The 18,993-nt window shown below is 38.8% G+C and carries 18 protein-coding genes; 13 read left to right on the forward strand and 5 right to left on the reverse strand.

The genetic code is table 11. The annotated features are described in order from the left end of the window. The first annotated feature begins 143 nt into the window (after positions 1-143). Positions 144-830, forward strand: coding sequence for a hypothetical protein (locus EV207_RS17560; RefSeq protein WP_132747457.1), 687 nt, complete (start codon positions 144-146; stop codon positions 828-830). A gap of 112 nt (positions 831-942) precedes the next feature. Here EV207_RS17560 and EV207_RS17565 read toward each other — a convergent pair whose 3' ends face one another. From EV207_RS17565 to EV207_RS17580, 4 genes are read right to left on the reverse strand one after another with little or no spacing between them, the layout of a single operon-like run. Further along, the gene (locus EV207_RS17565; RefSeq protein WP_132747458.1) at positions 943-2,142 is read right to left on the reverse strand and encodes a Ger(x)C family spore germination protein; all 1,200 of its coding nucleotides are present in this window, start codon (positions 2,140-2,142) and stop codon (positions 943-945) included. Beyond that, complete coding sequence (locus tag EV207_RS17570; RefSeq protein WP_132747459.1) at positions 2,139-3,740, reverse strand: spore germination protein; 1,602 nt, start codon at positions 3,738-3,740, stop codon at positions 2,139-2,141. The genes EV207_RS17565 and EV207_RS17570 overlap by 4 nt, the downstream gene beginning before the upstream one ends. Then, a complete protein-coding gene (locus tag EV207_RS17575) occupies positions 3,740-4,864 on the reverse strand; it encodes a GerAB/ArcD/ProY family transporter (RefSeq protein ID WP_132747460.1) in 1,125 nt (374 codons plus the stop codon). Before EV207_RS17575 ends, EV207_RS17570 begins: the two co-directional genes overlap by 1 nt. Before the next feature lie 21 nt (positions 4,865-4,885). Then, positions 4,886-5,089, reverse strand: coding sequence for a hypothetical protein (locus EV207_RS17580; RefSeq protein ID WP_132747461.1), 204 nt, complete (start codon positions 5,087-5,089; stop codon positions 4,886-4,888). 368 nt (positions 5,090-5,457) lie between these two features. Between EV207_RS17580 and EV207_RS23175 the strand changes: the two genes are divergently transcribed. From EV207_RS23175 to EV207_RS17605, 6 genes are all read left to right on the forward strand, one after another. Then, positions 5,458-5,616 carry a hypothetical protein gene (locus tag EV207_RS23175; RefSeq protein WP_165886994.1) on the forward strand — a complete coding sequence of 53 codons (159 nt, stop codon included), beginning with the start codon at positions 5,458-5,460 and terminating at the stop codon, positions 5,614-5,616. Beyond that, positions 5,597-6,178 (forward strand): SIS domain-containing protein, encoded by a 582-nt coding sequence (locus tag EV207_RS17585; protein ID WP_165886995.1) that lies wholly within the window; start codon positions 5,597-5,599, stop codon positions 6,176-6,178. The genes EV207_RS23175 and EV207_RS17585 overlap by 20 nt, the downstream gene beginning before the upstream one ends. A 36-nt stretch (positions 6,179-6,214) precedes the next feature. Continuing rightward, positions 6,215-7,756 (forward strand): sulfatase family protein, encoded by a 1,542-nt coding sequence (locus tag EV207_RS17590; protein WP_132747463.1) that lies wholly within the window; start codon positions 6,215-6,217, stop codon positions 7,754-7,756. Continuing rightward, positions 7,740-8,033, forward strand: coding sequence for a 2Fe-2S iron-sulfur cluster-binding protein (locus tag EV207_RS23965; protein WP_132747464.1), 294 nt, complete (start codon positions 7,740-7,742; stop codon positions 8,031-8,033). The genes EV207_RS17590 and EV207_RS23965 overlap by 17 nt, the downstream gene beginning before the upstream one ends. Positions 8,034-8,069: 36 nt before the next feature. Continuing rightward, positions 8,070-9,536: a sulfatase family protein gene (locus tag EV207_RS17600; protein ID WP_279389203.1), complete on the forward strand. Its 1,467-nt coding sequence runs from the start codon at positions 8,070-8,072 to the stop codon at positions 9,534-9,536. A gap of 149 nt (positions 9,537-9,685) precedes the next feature. After that, positions 9,686-10,240 (forward strand): DUF2179 domain-containing protein, encoded by a 555-nt coding sequence (locus EV207_RS17605; protein WP_132747494.1) that lies wholly within the window; start codon positions 9,686-9,688, stop codon positions 10,238-10,240. Positions 10,241-10,514: 274 nt separating this feature from the next. Here the strand turns inward: EV207_RS17605 and EV207_RS17610 are convergent, their stop codons facing one another. Continuing rightward, on the reverse strand, positions 10,515-12,083 hold the full coding sequence (locus tag EV207_RS17610) for a glycine betaine uptake BCCT transporter (protein ID WP_132747466.1): 1,569 nt from the start codon (positions 12,081-12,083) through the stop codon (positions 10,515-10,517). Between the two features lie 438 nt (positions 12,084-12,521). Between EV207_RS17610 and EV207_RS17615 the strand changes: the two genes are divergently transcribed. From EV207_RS17615 to EV207_RS17640, 6 genes are all read left to right on the forward strand, one after another. Further along, positions 12,522-13,562 carry an ornithine cyclodeaminase family protein gene (locus tag EV207_RS17615; protein WP_132747467.1) on the forward strand — a complete coding sequence of 347 codons (1,041 nt, stop codon included), beginning with the start codon at positions 12,522-12,524 and terminating at the stop codon, positions 13,560-13,562. 22 nt (positions 13,563-13,584) lie between these two features. Next, complete coding sequence (pruA, locus tag EV207_RS17620; RefSeq protein WP_132747468.1) at positions 13,585-15,132, forward strand: L-glutamate gamma-semialdehyde dehydrogenase; 1,548 nt, start codon at positions 13,585-13,587, stop codon at positions 15,130-15,132. Positions 15,133-15,166: 34 nt separating this feature from the next. Further along, positions 15,167-16,327, forward strand: a complete 1,161-nt coding sequence (locus EV207_RS17625) for an aromatic ring-hydroxylating oxygenase subunit alpha (RefSeq protein WP_132747469.1) — start codon at positions 15,167-15,169, stop codon at positions 16,325-16,327. A gap of 111 nt (positions 16,328-16,438) precedes the next feature. Beyond that, on the forward strand, positions 16,439-16,780 hold the full coding sequence (locus tag EV207_RS17630) for a Rieske (2Fe-2S) protein (RefSeq protein WP_132747470.1): 342 nt from the start codon (positions 16,439-16,441) through the stop codon (positions 16,778-16,780). Between the two features lie 71 nt (positions 16,781-16,851). Further along, positions 16,852-18,102 carry an NAD(P)/FAD-dependent oxidoreductase gene (locus EV207_RS17635; protein ID WP_132747471.1) on the forward strand — a complete coding sequence of 417 codons (1,251 nt, stop codon included), beginning with the start codon at positions 16,852-16,854 and terminating at the stop codon, positions 18,100-18,102. Positions 18,103-18,304: 202 nt separating this feature from the next. Further along, complete coding sequence (locus tag EV207_RS17640) at positions 18,305-18,967, forward strand: TetR/AcrR family transcriptional regulator (RefSeq protein ID WP_132747472.1); 663 nt, start codon at positions 18,305-18,307, stop codon at positions 18,965-18,967. Positions 18,968-18,993 lie beyond the last annotated feature (26 nt).

Genomic DNA, 18,993 nt, shown 5'->3' on the forward strand with positions numbered 1-18,993 from the left:
TTTCATTTATTTGATGCGTAACAGATATTGTGAAATCGCTTGATGGATAAGCATTTTCCGTCTTATTAAGGATTTTCTATGAATAATCTAGGTTAAAAGCTATTAATCCAGATGATTACAATAATAAAGAGTATTTTTTTCATTTGGCTGCCGCATGCCATTATCTTAATAATAAATTAAAGGCATATTTATATGCAGATCAAGCCCTCCAATATTTCAAACAGACAAATAATTTTCGAAGGGTCATTGATACAGAAACTCTTATGTTAGCCCAGACTTGTTATTCCAATGACTTCGAAGAAACTATAGAGCAATACGAAAAGTTAATTAAAAGTTGTAAAATATATAATGAAATTAATAAAAAGAATGTGTTGCTCAATAATTTTGCTTTTGAATATTTTATTAGAAAAAAATATAAAATGGCCAGGCAGTTATATAAAGAATCTATGCAGAGCAGCTTAGCAAACAAAAAAAATGAGTTGTATTTGACTTCCTTAAAAGGCTATATCCATTGCTGTCTTGAGATTGGAAATGTGCATACAAAAAGTGAATTGTTCAACCTGATTCAGGAGGGATTGTCAAAAGCAGAAGATTCCTTTTTACATAAAATGTACTTTACGCTGCTTCTTTCTTTACTTGAAGGTAAAAAAGAAGATTATTATCACAATTTGCACAAAGATGTGATACCGTATCTCAAAAGAATCGGAGATTTATTTACAGCATGTTTTTATGAAAAAGAAATTTACCATTACTTCTTAACGATAGGTGACCTTGAGATGGTTGCCAGGATATCCCGTTCTTTAATTGATAATTATTTAGACTTTAATTAGTGTGTATTTTAATAAAGTGAACCCATGCATCCAAGGCAAACTTAAAGACAATCCCAAGCAAGGGGGAATAGAAGATGCGCCACCTTGCTTTATTGATATATTTTAAACCAACTTATTCGTTTTTCAATTCCGTTAAAAAGCTTTTTGTCCGCACACCAGCACGACGTAAATTCACCTTTACATTGACGGCAATATCAGCCCTAGTAAATTCCTCGTCCCATTTATTTTTCACTTTCTTAAACGCTTGATAATCTTGTCGGTTCATGACGTCACCAAAGCCAAAAATATCGATCTTATATTTATTTTGCACTTTATTAATGGTTGCTGTCATTTTCTGTTCTACATGGTCTTCTATTTTTTTCTCAAGTTTTTTGTAGACGTTAGACTTGGTTATATCAGCATGACAATGGATTTCATCTAACCTTGCTTCCATTTCTATATTTAACTTGATGTTAGGTTCACCCTTTCGATAGTTTGCCTTAATATTTGTCTGTGAATGATAAGCGCGGACGGTAAAAAATTTGTTTTTACCACAGGGAACAGAAATACTTGTGAATTTTAATTTGTTTTGTGTCCAAAGATAATTACGCGTGTCATCGAGTGATAGGTATCCTAATAACTTGTCTCCTTTAAAAACACCAAGGTTAGTGAATGTGACGATTGCCTTTGGTTCCACGTTTTTCCTGTTTTCTACGTTAATTCCTTCTTCAATAGACCCAGTAACGGTAGCCACGGGTATAACTGGTTGCCGACCTTCTGACACCATAGCTGTAATAATGTCTTTCATACGTACCCTTGGGTATGTACCCCATTCTTTTGAACCTGTTTCTAGTTGTGAATAAATTTTCATGGATGGAATATTTTCAGTCGGATATGTCGTGCTCATCAAATCCTCGGCCGAGACTTTTTTCGCTATGATGAAATCAAAATCATTCCGTGTTTCTTTGCTGCTTTCAAAATAATCGAGGAAATCAAGTAAGCCTTCTCGTGCCACTGACTCACCTATGACCAATGTTTGCAAATGAGAAAAATCCAGTTTCTTAGACACCGCAACATTCATCTTATGACTTAATTCAGCTACCGAATTCCCTTCTAAACCATAAACGACAGTCGAAGAATTACCTTTGGATTGTTGTGGAGAAAGTTCGGGAGCATTAATGATCTCTACACTCATTTTTAGCTTTTTTGCCTCTCCCTTATCAATCGCAACGCCTGTTACAATTCCAATTTGATCTAATTCATAAGCATCCCAACAGCCATTAAGTATGAAAGCTATAACAACAATCATGGAAAAAACAAAACAACGATTCATGAATCTGTTCTCCTTTTTGGCGGAGGTGAAGGGGATTTAGCATCATAGGATTTTATGGGAGAACCGGTATTAAGATAGCTCGGCCGTTTCCTAGCCCCCCAAATGGGGAAACGAACAAAAACATCATCCTGATCTTCGATAATAAATGGAGCAACTGGAGCTAAATAAGGAATCCCAAAGGAACGAAGACTAACGAGATGTGCCACTAATAACATCACAATTAAAATAATCCCATAAAAACCCAATAAAGCTGAAAAAAATATAAATAAAAACCTCAACAAACGGGAAGAACTGCCAAAATTATAAACAGGTGACACATAATTACAGATACCGGTTATGGCTACTATAATAATCATTGCATTAGAAACAATACCCGCCTCGACTGCGGCTTGACCGATGACTAAAGCGCCGACAATGGATATCGTTTGGCCCACGGCTCGAGGCATTCTGGCACCGGCTTCACGTAAAAATTCAAATGTTATCTCCATTAACAAAACCTCTACAACAGTTGGAAAAGGTACGCCTTCCCGTTGGGCTGCCAAACTGAAGAATAAACGAGTCGGTATTAATTCATGATGAAAAGTCATAATTGCTACATAAAATGACGGTAACAACAAGGCTATTAGAAAAGCCATATACCGAATGATGCGAAGGAATGAGGCCAAAAAGAAATGTACGTAGTAATCCTCTGATACTTCAAAGAAGTCAGTGAATACGGTAGGCACCAGAAGAATAAAAGGGCTCCCGCCAACAAATATAGCCACCTTCCCCTCAATTAAATTTGATGTTACAGTATCAGGTCTCTCCGTACTATAAATGGTGGGAAAAGGTGTAAATGTTTTATCTGTAATCAACTCCTCAAGGTTGCCGGAATCAAAAATTGCATTTATATCAATACGAGATATTCTTTTGCGGACCTCTGCTATAATTTCTTCGTTGACTGTTCCCTCAATGAAACCAATATTAACTGATGTCAACGTATCTTTCCCAATGTGGTACGTTTCGAACCGGAGGCGTGGGTTTTTAAGTCTTCGACGCACCAAACTAATATTCGTATTAATATCTTCGACAAAAGCATCTTTAGGGCCCCTGACAATGGTTTGGGTTGTGGGTTCTGTAATTGCTCTGGATTCAGTCCCGTTAATTTCGATAGCAAGGGCCTTTGTTATCCCCTCTATGAAGATCACCGCACACCCAGACAGAATGTGCCAAACGGCTTCGTGTTTATAATTGGCAAAATGAAAGTTAATGCCGCCAAAAAAACTTTTGCGAAAGTCGTCTAAATCTTTCACTTTGTTAATCGGCTTTTGCTTAAAAGAACTTTGGGACAATGGCTTCATGATTTGTTCACTAATAAGGCTATGTTTCACCATGCTTTCTAAATAACAAACCAATCCCTCACGGTTTCCGGTATAAACCTTTTCGATATGAAAGTCGCTCGTATCGCCAAATACTTGTTGCAGCAAAGAACGATTTTGTTCCAAATGGTTCTTCAGTCCTGTTTTCTTTTCCCCTTCAGGAACCAATTCTTCACTGGTTGTTTGCGACTGGTGAAATTTGGTTTGCTCTGATGAGGACCATTTTTTAAAAAAATTCATTATCTGTTACCTCCTTTCCGAAAACGGTGTCTTTTCTTTTTCCATATAACAATAAAAAATATTAGTAAAGGAATGTAAATTTGAAACGGCATATGGAAGTATGGGGGAAGAATTTTAAATCCTTTTTCAATGTGCTCCGCAAAGCTTTCCGAATTAATCAAGGAAAATAAAGCGATCAACATTGACATAGGGAAAACAAATGGGCGATACGGCATCCGAAAGACATATTCCAAACCTTTTAGTCCTATAAAGGAAAAAACACTTATTTTTAAGATGATTCCAAACATCATAATAAAGACAATAGTCGCGTCAATTCTCTCAAAGAAGTTAGCAAATGAAACCATCCTCGCGACGCTTAAAAGGGGAAAATCAGAACGTAATTTAATGTCAACTCCCAGTACAGCAATTTGGAGAATGGCTGCCCAAACTAATATGACAGTGCCTGTTCCAAAGGCATACATACCAACTTTGCGAGAATATTTAAAATTACTCGTATGGGCCATTAACACAGTGAAAATAATCGGTATTTCCCCAATCGGGAAACCAAGAAGTTGGGGAAAGATTGCATTCATAATCGGCTGAAAGCCTTCGGATAGGACAGGTTGAAGATTCTTAATTTCGAAATTGCCACTAATCCATACAAATATGGATAAAAGAAAAATAAAAAAGAACATATAAGGCGAAAAAATTTCAGCGACCCGACCGACAACTTCAAATCCAAGGTAAAGGATATAGGCTATGACAAGCATAAGGGTGACAGCAACAACGCCGGAGGGAGTATTAAAAAGGACAGCTGATCCAATCATCTCTACAAAATCCCGTAATACATAACAAGCTAGATAAAAAAAGTATACTGAATATGCTATGGTTAACCCCATAGCGAATTTTCTTCCAAAGGCGACCTCCATAATTTCAAATAAGTTTTTTCCAGGTAAGAGTGACAAAAGATAAGAATACATCCAAATAAGAAGGAAACCAGGTAGGGCTGCGAGAAGAATAGCAATCCATGCATCCTGTTTTGCATCATTTCCGATTCCAACGACAACAGCACTGCCCAACTCAAAAGTGATGGTTAAAACAAAAAACTGCCATAATGAAATATTCTCTTTCATTTCTGCACTCATAAAATAACCCCATTTTAGTCGTTAATTCATCTTATTTTTAGAAAGACGAATATCATTAATCACACTGACAATTAAACCGACAATACTTGCTGCTATGACAATCGTTCTTCCTTCAAACAATGTCTGTAACGAATCAAGAAAATTAGATTTAGAGACGGTCATATCGACAAGACCAATAACAGCTAAAGTAAGAATAAGGATGATGAAATACGCCAAAGTAACCATACTTTTACTCCTATACTAAAATTTTAATTCGTTAAGGCTAGTTTGACTCTGCTGTGATGTTTTATACGAAGCCTTTGACTAAAGTTAGGGTAGAACCCGCATCTCTGGATGAATAGCCAGAAGTTTGTGCCAAGTAAAATTAACGGAAAAGTCTAAATAATATATTGACATAAGAAGTAATCATAAATAAGATTAAAGAATAAATAAATAAAGCCACAAAATACTTCATAAATTTATTTTAATCAGTCATTTCCCAACTATAAAAAACAAGATGCCACACTTAGTTATTTTTAATATATTCACTAATTCCACCACCTGATGGGTGTAGATAGTCTCTCGTTGTATTGATCTTTAGGGAGTGAAAGAGTATGAATCTTCAAAGGCTAACAGGATCTATTGATATTGGAGGGACGAAAACTGCTGTTGGAATAGTAACAAAAAATGGTGCCCTGCTAACCTATGCTGAGTTTCCAACACAACCAAATCGGGCCAATGGGGGGGAAGATCTTGTTCCAAGCTTACTTTGAAAACTATAAGGCCGATTTTATTGCAGCTTTAGGAAATCTGGATTTTTCGGATGTTAATGAGATTTATCAAGTAATAGAAAAGGCCAGAAGGAACAGGCAACAGGTTTTTGTGATTGGGAATGGCGGAAGTGCTGCCTCTGCGGCACATTGGGGCTGTGATTTTGGTAAAGGCATTAATGTGGGAGATAGTGAAAGATTAAAAATCACCACACCTGTAGATGGCATGACTACTTTAACAGCTTTAGCAAATGATATAAGTTATGACGACATATTTAAAGAAATGTTAAAAAACCAAATAAGTGAAAATGATGTTGTGATTGCATTATCTGTTTCCGGCGACTCGGAAAACTTGATTAAAGCACTCGATTTTGCGAAAAAGAAAAATGCTCTAACCGTTGCAATTATTGGTGAAAAAAAGGGCAGAGTCAAAGATTATTCCGATCTAACTCTTATCATTCCATCAGAAGATTATGGCATTGTTGAGGATCTGCATATGTTTATCAATCATGTCATCTCTCAATTTATTAAACAACAAAATAACCAAGCCTTGAAATCAAATTAATTGGGGAACAGTCGTTGGAAAGGTAGATGGGACACAATGAATGTCATTGCAGTGATTATGGATACATTACGAAGGGATCATTTAAGCTGCTACGGTACGGAAAAACCATCAAATTATTTAAACCAGCCCATAGCAACCCCTAACCTCGATGAATTTGCTGCCATGGGAACACTATTTCAGCAGGCATACCTCGGAAGCTTTCCATGTATGCCGGCACGAAGAGATTTATGGACAGGGCGATATGAATTTCCTTGGCGAAGTTGGGGTCCCCTTGAAGACGAAGATCTTGACTTTATCAATTTGCTACGTTCATATGGATGGATCAATATGCTTATAAGCGACCATTATCACCTTCTTGAAAGAGATGCCGGAAACTATCATTTTGGTTTTAACGGCTGGGATATGATAAGGGGTCAGGAACACGATCCGTATATCACCGATCCTTTGGAGGACGGATCGAAAGAAAATATTGATCATCTAACGAGCGGAGCATGGTATCTTCATCAAAAAAATAAGCACGGGGAAAAAAGATATGAAGAAGATTTATACGGACCTCAAGTCTTTAGGCGAGCTATTTCATGGCTTGAAAGAAACGCACTGCCGCAAATTCGGGAGAATAAACCCTTTTTTCTTATGATCGAAAGTTTCGACCCTCATGAACCATGGGATCCGCCATCTTATAGAGCGAAAGGGTTTGATCCAAATTATCAAGGAAAGCTTCCTCACAGTCCTGTCTATGGCTCAGCTGAACGTTTTTCTGAAGCCGAAATCCGGCAAATGAGAGCGCTTTACGCTGGTGAAGTAACAATGATTGATGATTGGTTTGGGCGTTTGCTTGATAAGGTGGACCAGCTTGAATTATGGGATGATACGTTAATCATTATAACGACGGATCATGGCTTCTTTCTTGGCGAACATGGACTTATCGGAAAGCCCGATCTTGTTCCATTATATTCGGAAATGTCCCATATTCCGTTAATGATATACCATCCTCACGGGAAACGTGGTTATTGTTCAAATGAATTGGTACAGCTTGTTGATCTGTTTCCGACAATTACGGATGCTTTGGACATTTCACTGCTGAAAGATATCAGGCGTAATAAGTGGATCCGTGGAACAGGTCACCGCAAAGCTTGGGAAGGCATCAACAAGAGTCAGCTGAATGGTCACGGAAAGAGTTTGCTGCCACTCGTGCAAGGAGAAAGAAGAACGATGCGATCAGCGGCATTCTCTGGGAAATTTGGGGATATTGTGCGTGTTTGTGATGGGAAATGGGCTCTCTATTTAACACCTTGTGAAGGAGTTCCGCTTTATTGGTACGGCACCCGTGAACCAGGGCGGACATTTGCGGGGCGCAGAGGCGTGTATGACCTTGATAACAGGCGTTACCCAGTGACTTATCCAGTTCCGAGATACACTAATGCATTGTACAACTTAGAACAGGATCCAGATGAAAAGCATAATGTCATTGATCAGGAAGAAGATGTTGTAATTAGCCTGATGCAAGCCTTTAAAAAATGGCTGCAAGAAATAGGAGCCCCTTCTGAGGTGACAAGGCGATATGGTGTGCCGAATTAACAAGGTATTCGAAATAAGATGGGAACCTACAGGAGAAGTGTCTCTCGTTTCAGGGGAAAAGATGTTACTGCATAGTCTCTTAGAAAATGGCATTGAACCAGAATTTGATTGCCAGTTCGGTCACTGTGGAAGTTGTATGGTTCGGTTAGTGGAGGGAGAAGTCAGCCATAATACCGTACCGGGTATTTCCCAAGGGGAACTTGATTCGGGGCTTATCTTACTTTGTTCATGTTGTCCAGTAAGCAGATATATTACATTAAATAGGATTTATTTTTAAGGAGCTGAACGGAAACTGAGGAACCAGCCGAACGTCATCCTTATTACTACTGATCAACAGCGATTTGATAGCGTTGGAATGAACGGATCTTCCTTTATCCATACACCAAATATGGATCGGATCGGTAGGGAGGGTGTATCATTCAAACGAGCGTATTGTCCTAACACTGTCTGTACCCCATCAAGAACATCGATGATGACAGGTGTTCATTTATCACGGCACGGGGCTTACAATATCGGTACAACGGCTATCGATAAAAATATTTTTTTTAGCCACTTGTTACGAAATAAAGGGTACCAAACCCATCATATTGGTAAAGCACATTGGTATCCGTGGGGAATTGAAAGTCCAGAAAATGCTATTGTGGATGAAAAAGGAACGCCTTTTAAGGATTTTACAGGTTTTGAAAAAGCTGAACTTAGTGTTGGACACGGGACTTGGGGAGTTACAGGGCATTATAAGAGATGGATTGAGAGTAAGGGCTTTTGTCCCTCGGATTTTAAAGAACAATATATATTAGAAAACGATGCAAACGGGACTGCCGACTGGGAACTGCCAATTGAGCTTCATTCGGGTACGTGGATTGCCGAAAGGGCGGTGGAATTTTTAAGGAACTACGACAACGCCCAGTCATTTTATTTAAATCTGGGATTCCAGGACCCACATCATCCTCATGTCGTTCCTAAAAACTATCAAAGGCGAATTGATGCAGATGATATTCCCTTGACGAATAGAAAATCGTATAATAAGGGACTTTTACCTGAACATATTACTCATTTCCATAACGGTACCATTAATGAAAGTCGATTTAAGGGAAAGTTTGCGATTGCGGGCAATGAAGGTTTTGCGTGGAAGGCTTATTATAATGATGAACCAAAGGCAAGAACGACAAAAGCTTACTATTATACGATGGTTCAACTCATTGATGATCAGCTTGGGGTTATTCTTGAAGAACTAGATAAACTTGGATTATCTGATAATACATTATTGATTTTCACTTCGGATCATGGGGAAATGCTGGGTGATCACTCTATTGGTCAAAAGGGACCAATGGTTTATGAAGGAGTGACACACATACCGCTGCTTATACGTTATCCCAATGGATTTGATCCTTGTGAAGTGGAAGAATGTGTTTCACTTGTGGATCTCGCCCCCACCATTTTGGACTTCTTAAATATAGAAGATTCTATTCAGAGAGACGGCATATCATTAAGGCCAAGACTTGAGAAAGGCAAGCCACTAGAAAGAGATGGTGTGCGAATCGAATATAAAGAAGAACCAAATCGCATTCGTTTTAAATGCTGGGTGACACAAGAATGGAAAATAGCAATCTATTTCGGAGAGTCTTTCGGAGAACTCTATGATTTAAAAAATGATCCCAATGAAATGAACAATTTATTTCAAGAAAGAGGTTTTGAAGGGGTTAAAACAAAATTACTCATTGATCTGTTAAATGATATGGAGCGCAGTGAGCCGCTAAGTAATAGGACTAGCCGAGTATGAAAATATTATAACCCGAATATTAAATTGGAATCGTATTTTATAACAAAAAAAATAGAAAAAGCCAATAAACGACTGATTCCGCATAAATACTCGTATATAATCAGTTCTGTGAGTTATATATTTTGAATATTAAAGGTTGATGCGAGATGATGAAGGAAATTTTAATGATATTGGCATTGCAGTTGATTTATGTTCCTACTTTCACTTTACGGACTATTATGTTGGTTAAAGGTTACACGTTGAACGCAAGCTTTTTAGGTTTTGTTGAAGCCGCCGTTTACGTGTTTGGTTTGTCTCTTGTTTTTAGCGGAGACCAAAACTTTATATCCATGCTCGTGTATGCGCTCGGTTTTGGATTGGGAATTCTTATTGGTTCAAAGATCGAACAGGAACTGGCAATTGGCTATACATCTATTCAAGTCAATACTTTACAAAAAAACGAAGAACTTATCAGCCAATTACGTTTTGAAGGATATGGTGTGACCGTTTTCGAAGGGCATGGCAGAGACAGCATTCGTTATAAAATGGAGATCCTGACCAAGCGAAATCAGGAAGAAGGCTTGTTTGAATTAATTGAGGAATATGAACCGCAGGCATTCATCATCTCATACGAACCGCGAAAATTTCAGGGGGGCTTCCTGTTAAAGGCGATGAAAAAAAGAAGAAGAAAGCGGAAAAAGCTCAAAGAAAATGCGACCTTATAAGGGATGGCGTCAAATAACACCACTTGGTGGCTTTTGGCGCCATCTCTTTTCAGCTCGGAAACATGGTGTAAAGTCCCATAAGCGGAATATAAACTGGGTAAAAAATTACGAAAAATTCGGTGCTGAAAGATTAATGAGAAAGAAACATAAGCTAAATCATTGTCTAAATTCAATATAAGGCTTCTAATCGCATCCAAGCTTAAACTGCTAGATTCCTAAAGGAATGCAACATTCCCCTATAACAAACATATAGTTACCTTCATCTCTATACCAATTATATCTGTTCCGCTTTCTTTGTTTCCGCTATGTTTTCTTTCGTTCTATTTTTCTCTTTTCTAACATTAATCCTTAAGGGTTGTTGGAGATAATCAGACCTAATCGCTTTAAATAAGGAATAGCAAATAAATAACATGATAATTGTAAAAGGAGAAGCTATAACTATTGATATAGTTTTAACTGCTTCCAATCCACCCGCTACAAGAAATACAACGGCAGCCCCTGCAACAATAATCCCCCAGATCATTTTTATTTTTTTCGAGGGATTTAAGTCTCCTTTCATACTAAGAATTCCAAGTACAAAAACAGCTGAATCGGCAGAGGTGATAAAGAAGGTGAAGATAAGAAACATCGCTAAAATACTTAATATTGACCCCATGGGTATGTTGTTAAAGAATAAAAACAATGCCGAAGTCATATCATTGGTAATACTTTTGGCTAGTCCACTGTTATGTAAGTCGTTAACTAGATGGAGTGCTGTTCCTCCTAAAATTGAAAACCAAACAAAAGTAAGCAAGGTTGGCACAATTAAGACACCCATCATAAACTCTTTAATTGTTCTACCCTTTGAAATTCTAGCAATAAATGAACCAACAAAAGGAGCCCATGTCATCCACCATGCCCAATAAAATACAGTCCAGTCGCTAATCCATTTATCTTGTCCTGCATTGTAAGGCGCTAGTCTGAAACTAAAAGGGACAATCTTGGTTAGGTAACTACCTGTACTAGAAATTAAAACTTCAAATATCTGTCTAGTTGGCCCAACTATTAATACTATTAGCATGAGAATAAAAAATATTAACATGTTAGTGTTTGATAAATATTTAATTCCACGATCCAAGCCGGTTGTTGCAGATAGTAAGAATAAAACTGTAGCGATAATGATGATTAACAATTGAATGCTTAATGAGTTAGGGACCCCCCATTCAGTATGGAGTCCACTAGAAATTTGCAAGGCACTTAAACCAAATGTACTAGCTACCCCCACTGCAGTAACAAAAACTGCGAGGATATCAATGACTTTCCCTATTGGGCCTTTTATGTTATCACCTAATATTGGATAAAAAATACTACTTACAGTAGCAGGTAATCCTTTTCTAAATTGAAAATAGGCTAATCCTAAACCAATCGTTGAAAAAATAGCCCATGGGTGTACTCCCCAGTGAAAAAATGTATATACCATGGAAAGTTCAGCTGATTGAGAAGTTGAGCCCTCACCATAAGCTGGTGTGATGTAATGAGTAACAGGTTCAGCAATACTCCAAAAAACCAAGCCGACCCCCATGCCTGCACTAAACAACATAGATATCCAAGAAATAGTATTATAATCCGGTTTATCTTCATCCTTACCTAAACGTATGTTTCCATATTTAGAAAACATTAAATACAGACAAAGCATTACAAAAATAGTACCTACAAGCAGGTAAAACCAGTTAAAATAAGTAACTGCAAAGTCCAGAAAAGCGGATGCTTTCTGGCCTAACCAATCATTAAAGACAACACCGATAACTACGAATAAAATACTAAGTGATAAAGAAATACCAAGAACGCTATGTCTCTTAAGCAAAAAATCTCCTCCTCATTTCATTTCTCCTAAAATAAATCAACACGTTCCGTAGTGATTTCAACAAGTTATTGTGGATCCGTTTGGAGCGGGCACCACTTTTTTAAAAGACAAATTAGAAATTTCAAGGTTGTCGCCATCACTTTTGCAATCGCTTACATAAGTAATTAATCATGATTATAACATAATCATGATACAAATCAATAAGTATTACTTCATTACTCAGAAAATATTTTCTAGGGCAATAATTAAAAAATGTTATTGCATTTTCCGTATAATCATGATTATAATGTAATCGTAGTTAATAACCATGATTATTTAAACATTTGAAAGAGGGGATTCATGAAAAAAATAACAACGCAGCATTTACCAAATAAATGAACAAATCTCTATTTGAATGATGGGTAACTAAAACAAAAAAAGAAGGAAGTGTTTCGTTAAATGAGTAATTCTAAAGAGGTAAACGTTTTATGGTTGTCTCAAGAGGAGTGTATCGAAAGCGGCGCAAAAGATATGGATATGATCCTAGAGTATGTTGAAAAAGTAAATTTATGGCTGGCGGAAGATAAAGTCGTAGAACCGGAATTATTACATCTGTTATGGGAGGAAGGAAACTACTCCGATAAGAGGATCGGTGTCCATGCTGCTCTTATTCGTTCTGAAGAAATGCGGGTTGCTGCTGTGAAAGGGATACCAAGTAATCCGATGAACCCAATACAAAGACAGACACCAAGATCGAACGGAATGATTATTCTTTATAATGAAGACACAGGATATCCTTTTGCTGTTATGGATGACACCATTGTAAGCGCTTTACGTACCGGGGCTTCAAGTGCTTTGGGTGCAAAGTATTGTGCTCGCCCGGATTCAGAGATCATTGGAATGGTAGGCTGTGGTGTCATTCAAAATGCCCATATCGAAGCAACAAGCAAAGTAATGAAAAATATTAAAACTGTACGATTATATGATGTAAGTGAGGAGAGAGCAGAAAAATTTGCTGCTAAATGGAAACATCTTGGATACAGGTTTGAGATCTGTAACGATGTAGAAGCGGCAGTAGCACAGTCGGATATCGTATATACAGCAACAAATGTCAACTTGGGAAATGAATATATCCCTAAAGAATGGATAAAGAAAGGTTCTTTCCACTCCGGTGTTTCTATGTGGGATCATAAAGACGAAGCTATTTTACAAGGCTTTAATAAATATTGCATGGACTATAAACTCCGCTTAAAAGATGATAAATATCCTTTATCGGAATTAACCAAGTCCGGCCAATTGGACCAGAACGATATCATTGAGTTGGGACAAGTGATCAAAGGAGATAAGAACTGCCGGGAAAATGAGGATGACAGCGTCTTTTTTGTAACATTGGGTATTTGTGCAACAGATACAGCGAACAGCTATCGGGTTTATCAAAATGCAAAGGAACGCGGATTGGGTACTGCAGTAAAATTGTGGTCTGAACCTGCAATGTATTAATTATCTTTAGGAGGTGTTTTTGTTGCCTGTTGCACCATTCAAAAATGAAGCCCCTACAGATTGGGGAAATCCCGAAAATAGGGAAGAATTAAATAGGAATCTGGAATTTGTTAAAACAGAATTGGGCAAGGAATATCCTTTAATTATTGGAGAAAAGGAAATTTCAACTGAACATAAGCTGGCTTCTTACAACCCGGCCTTGCATAAAGAAGTGGTAGGCTATGTGTGCCAAGCTGGTAAAGATGATATTGAAACAGCGATAAAGGCTGCACGAAAAGCGTATGAAAGTTGGAGTTCCATGACTTTTCAGGAACGTGCACGCCATTTATTCAAAGCTGCGGAGATTATGAAGCGTCGTAATGCAGAATTGGTCGCCTGGCAGATATACGAAGCAGGTAAAAATTGGGGAGAAGCCGATGGGGAAATTAATGAAGCAATTGATTTTTTGGAAATGTACGGACGTAAAGCGATAGAGCTTGAACAAGGACAGGAGCTTGAATCATTACCTGGGATTGAAAATCGTCTCGAGTATAAACCGCTTGGGGTGGGCGCCATTATTTCTCCGTGGAATTTCCCACTGGCGATTGTAACCGGTATGACGGTGTCTGCCATAGTTACTGGTAATACTGTATTGCTGAAACCAGCTTCCTTGACACCGGTTATAGCAGCAAAATTTATGGAAATCATGCATGAAGCCGATATTCCTGACGGTGTTATCAATTTTGTTCCGGGATCGTCTGGTGAAATTGGTGATTACATGGTAGCACATCGGGATATCAATTTCGTCTCGTTTACCGGGTCTAAAGAAGCGGGACTACACATTGATGAAGTGGCACATACCAGAATACCAGGCCAGCGCTGGATTAAACGTGTCGTTGCAGAAATGGGTGGTAAAAACGGCATCATCGTGGATGAGTCAGCAGATCTTGATGCTGCTGCTGATGGTATTGTAACATCCGCATTTGGTTATCAGGGACAGAAGTGTTCTGCCGGTTCCAGGGCAATCATTCACGAAAACGTTTACGACGTGATGGTGGATAAAATTATCGAGCGAACGAAGACACTTCACGTTGGGCCTGGGACGGAAAATAATGCGATCGGTCCAGTCATTGATGACAAAGCATTTAAGAAAATCAAAGAATATATCGAAGTCGGAAAAGAGGAAGGCGAATTAATCTTTGGCGGCGACAGTGATAATACCAGGGGGTACTATATTACTCCGACCATTTATAAAGATGTTGCACCAGGGTCGCGGATAATGAAAGAAGAAATATTCGGTCCGGTACTGGCCATTTGTAAAGTGGCGAGTGTTGAGGAAGGGATCAATGTATATAATGACACGGAGTATGGGTTGACAGGAGCCTTATATACAAATGATCGCGATAAAATCAGATATGCTCGAAAAAAAATGGATTGCGGGAACCTGTTTTTTAACGGTAAATGTACCGGAGCGTTGGTAGGAGTACAACCATTTGGTGGGTATTACATGTCTGGCACCGGTTCAAAGACAGGGTGTTTGGACTATTTATTAAGCTTTGTGCAAGCTAAGACGTGTGCTGAAAACTTTTAAATTATAAATATATTGAAATAAGGAGGCTTATAGTTTGAAAACGATTGAAGGCGGATGGCCAAGTGATGCGACGTTTGAACCGACATTTCCCGGGAGTGAGTATTATGCTCCGTTTACCTTTCAAAAAGAACTAGATAAGATCTGGTTTAAGACATGGTTATGTGCAGGCAGAGAGGAAGAGATCCCAAATAACGGGGACTACACTACGGTGCAGATCGCGCATGAGAATTTCATTGTCACCCGTGGATCAGATGGTCAGGTCAATGCGTTCTATAATGTGTGCCGGCACCGCGGATCTCAGTTGTGTAGTGCAGAGTCAGGACATTTCAGCAGAGGAAATATTATCTGCCCTTACCATAGCTGGATGTACAGTGGGGATACTGGTGAATTGAAGAAGGCGCCAAATATTCCGGAAGAAGATGCGAATTTTGATAAAAGTGAACATCCCCTAGTGAAAATAAAAACAGAAACATGGGATGGGTTTATTTGGATTAACGTCGATCCCAATGCACCTTCGCTAAAAGAAAGTTTTAATCTGCCGGAATCATGGTCGATCTATGAAAGATATCAGATGGACAGACTTAAACTAGGAGAAAAGAAAACCTATACAGTGAAGGCGAATTGGAAGCTATTGATGGAGAATGCAGAGGAATGCTACCATTGCCCGAATATTCACCCGGAATTAAGTCGTACCACACCACCTAACCAACCTAGAAATTGGGTTGGTGATGACGTACCGGAAACAAAGGTTGTTAAACATGTTGGCGCAATGGAGCTAAAGGCTAGGTTCGAGCGTGTAAATATTGATGGGAATGCTTACCGTCCTGTATTCCCGGGGCTTACCGAGGATGATGAACGTAAAATTGCCTATCTGCACATTTTCCCGCATTCCTATATCTGTATGGCTTCTGATTATGTGTTTATTGCGGCAATGTTCCCGATTAAACCGGACGAAACATTGGTCAAAGGATATTGGTTGTTCGACCCAGACGTTTTGGCAAAGGAAAACTGCCATATCGCCGATGCAGTTGATTTTTGGGATATTACCAGTCATGAGGATTGGGGTGCAAGTGAGCTCGTGCAGCTGGGGAATCAATCAAAGGTATATGAAAATGGCGGTGTTCTAACACCACTCGATTGGCGGGTAGCTAACTTTAAAAAATATGTACAAAAGGAACTGGAAGAAACGGACTAAGTTGCAGGCAGGGATGTGGTAGTGAACGACGGCGCTTAACATCACCCATATCCCTTCTTCCAGCCCTATTGCAGCAGTTTCGGTAACTATTTAAGGGAGGAGCTGAGAAAAATGATTAATCAGGCAGGAAGTCTTCAATTAGGGGATAGTAAGTACACTTTTGTAGCAACTAGTGATTCGGTCGAGGAAGGGGAAATGATCGAAGTAACCGTTGGAAAAGAAACGCTGGTTGTGGCACGTGTACACGGTTCTGTACATGCGGTAGATGGGATATGCTCACATGCTTATTCTGAATTGGTGGATGGTGAGTTGGAGGACCATTGTCTGTATTGTCCACTTCACTTCGCCTGTTTCGATATCCGGGATGGTTCTGTAGTAGAAGGTCCTGCTGATGAACCTTTGTCTGTGTATAGTGTAATAGAACTGGATGGTTTCATATGGGTCAAAGGCTAGTGTGTTTTTTAGGAAATGGTTAGGGATAAAGTGCCAAGTTCCACTTCTAAGTTGATTGGAGAGAATGAATTATGACTACTATTGACAAACCTATTATGATTATAGGAGCTGGGATAGCAGGAGTCCATGCCGCTGAAACGCTCCGTAATGAGGGATATGAAGGCCGGATTGTGCTAGTAGACCGTGATACACAGCTACCTTATGATCGTCCACCACTGTCGAAGGAATTTATGCTTGGCGAATCATCGGAAACGGATATATCCTTGCGCAGCGTTGAAAGTTTGACAGCACTGCGTATTGAGCTGAAGCTAGGTGTTAGGATTGTCTCCATTGATGCGGAAAAGCAAATCGCAATTTCATCAGATGGTGAGATAATGGAATGGGGAAAACTTCTATTAACGACAGGATCCAGTTTAAGGAAATTACAAGTGAATGGCTCAGATCTTGAAGGAATTCATTATTTGAAGACCTTGTCCGATGCGATTGCGATACGCCAAAAATTAGACGGTATTCAACAGATTGTCATTGTTGGAGCGGGATTTATTGGTGCAGAGCTTGCTTCGTCGTTTAAGAGGCTTGGAAAGGAAGTAACCGTGCTGGAGCATGCGCCGCTGCCTTTAGCCCGCATTCTTGGCGATGAAATGGGTGATTACTTTCTTCAGCTACATCAATCTGAAGGTGTACATGTTATTACGGAGGATTCGGTTGTGCAATTTGATGGAACAAATCAGGTTGAAAAAGCCCTGACAAAGAAAGGGCGAGTCATTCCATGTCAGGCAGTCATTGTGGGGATAGGGGTTATACCCAATACATTTTTGTCCGATAAAGGGCTGCATGTTGACCGTGGGTATATTGTAAACGAATTTGGTGAAACATCGTTGCCAAATGTGTATGCTGCAGGGGATTGCGCGATGTGGCCGTTTCGTGGAACCAATATTCACATAGAGCATTGGGACCATGCAGTTAATCATGGCAAATGTGTTGCAAAAAATATGCTGGGCGGAGACTCAAATGCCTATACGACCATTCCTTATTTTTGGTCCGATCAATATGACCATCGTTTACAATATTTTGGTCATACAAAGAATTGGGAGGCTACTGTATTACGGGGAAATATGGTAGATAAGCAATTTACGCATTTTTATTTAAATGCAAGTGGCGTGGTAGAGGCAGCCTTACTTGTGAATCAACCGAAAAATGCTCTGGCAGTACGGCGATTGATTAAACAGCAACAACCGGTGGATCCTGATTTATTATCCAATCCGGAGGTGAATTTAAAAAAAGTGCATATACAAGCAAAGGAAGATAAGGTGTCTAATTAACTTTCCTATTTGAAAAATAATTGTGTAGCATTCGCGAAAAAGAAGGGTGAATGCTGCTTTGCTGTTTTTGGGTATTGTTATAAGAAAATCATGCCGTCTGTTGCTCCTTCTCATTTTTGTAATCTTGATTACATAAAAAAAAAACATTATAGTAATAGGGGAGTTCCACTCAATGATTATAAAAATAAGAGGGGGATCGCAATTGACAAATAAAGAAATCCAAATGCAGCGTATGTGGCAATATTTTGTGGATGCTACGGTTGAGATTATTGACCAAAAGGGAATTGTGAACGTAACCATACGGGAAATTGCTACTAAGGCAGGATATAATAGTGCTACAATTTATAACTATTTTCAGGAAGTTTCTCACTTAATCTTTTTTGCAGCCCTAAAGTATTTAAATAAATTTATTGAAGAGCTTCCAGAGCGGATGGAACAAGGAGATAATTCTCTGGACAAGTACTTGTTGAGCTGGGAAAGTTTTTGTAAACATTCCTTTGAAGAACCTGACATATATTATGCTATCTTTTTAGCGGATTTAGGCGAAAAACCTGAGGAGTTATTAAAATACTATTATAGTGTCTACCAATCCGATTTATTCGGGGAGGTTACAGAAGATATAAAGACATTTATATCAGAATATAACTTTTCAACAAGAAGTAGAAACGCACTGGATAAATCCGTTCAGGAAGGCATTTTATCAAAAGAAGAAGCTGCTGCCATTAATGAGAGAACGGTGTTAATATGGCAAGGTATGTTAGTCACTGTATTAAATAATCGCCGTCACCTGAATGCGGAAGAAGCAACAAATAAGACGATGCAGCACATAGCAGAGATTGTAAACAACTATAGATTAGCCAAATAATAGAGGCTTCGTACATTACTGAAATG

Origin of the sequence: Scopulibacillus darangshiensis (assembly GCF_004341035.1) — a bacterium.
Taxonomy (GTDB): domain Bacteria; phylum Bacillota; class Bacilli; order Bacillales; family Sporolactobacillaceae; genus Scopulibacillus; species Scopulibacillus darangshiensis.

Coding starts and splice junctions, on each gene's coding strand:
- EV207_RS17570 (WP_132747459.1), bottom strand. CDS start 3,740: ATGAATTTTTTTAAAAAATGGTCCTCATCAGAGCAAACCAAATTTCAC.
- EV207_RS17590 (WP_132747463.1), top strand. CDS start 6,215: ATGAATGTCATTGCAGTGATTATGGATACATTACGAAGGGATCATTTA.
- EV207_RS17605 (WP_132747494.1), top strand. CDS start 9,686: ATGAAGGAAATTTTAATGATATTGGCATTGCAGTTGATTTATGTTCCT.
- EV207_RS17575 (WP_132747460.1), bottom strand. CDS start 4,864: ATGAGTGCAGAAATGAAAGAGAATATTTCATTATGGCAGTTTTTTGTT.
- EV207_RS17565 (WP_132747458.1), bottom strand. CDS start 2,142: ATGAATCGTTGTTTTGTTTTTTCCATGATTGTTGTTATAGCTTTCATA.
- EV207_RS17635 (WP_132747471.1), top strand. CDS start 16,852: ATGACTACTATTGACAAACCTATTATGATTATAGGAGCTGGGATAGCA.
- EV207_RS17630 (WP_132747470.1), top strand. CDS start 16,439: ATGATTAATCAGGCAGGAAGTCTTCAATTAGGGGATAGTAAGTACACT.
- EV207_RS17580 (WP_132747461.1), bottom strand. CDS start 5,089: ATGGTTACTTTGGCGTATTTCATCATCCTTATTCTTACTTTAGCTGTT.
- EV207_RS23175 (WP_165886994.1), top strand. CDS start 5,458: ATGAATCTTCAAAGGCTAACAGGATCTATTGATATTGGAGGGACGAAA.
- EV207_RS23965 (WP_132747464.1), top strand. CDS start 7,740: ATGGTGTGCCGAATTAACAAGGTATTCGAAATAAGATGGGAACCTACA.
- EV207_RS17615 (WP_132747467.1), top strand. CDS start 12,522: ATGAGTAATTCTAAAGAGGTAAACGTTTTATGGTTGTCTCAAGAGGAG.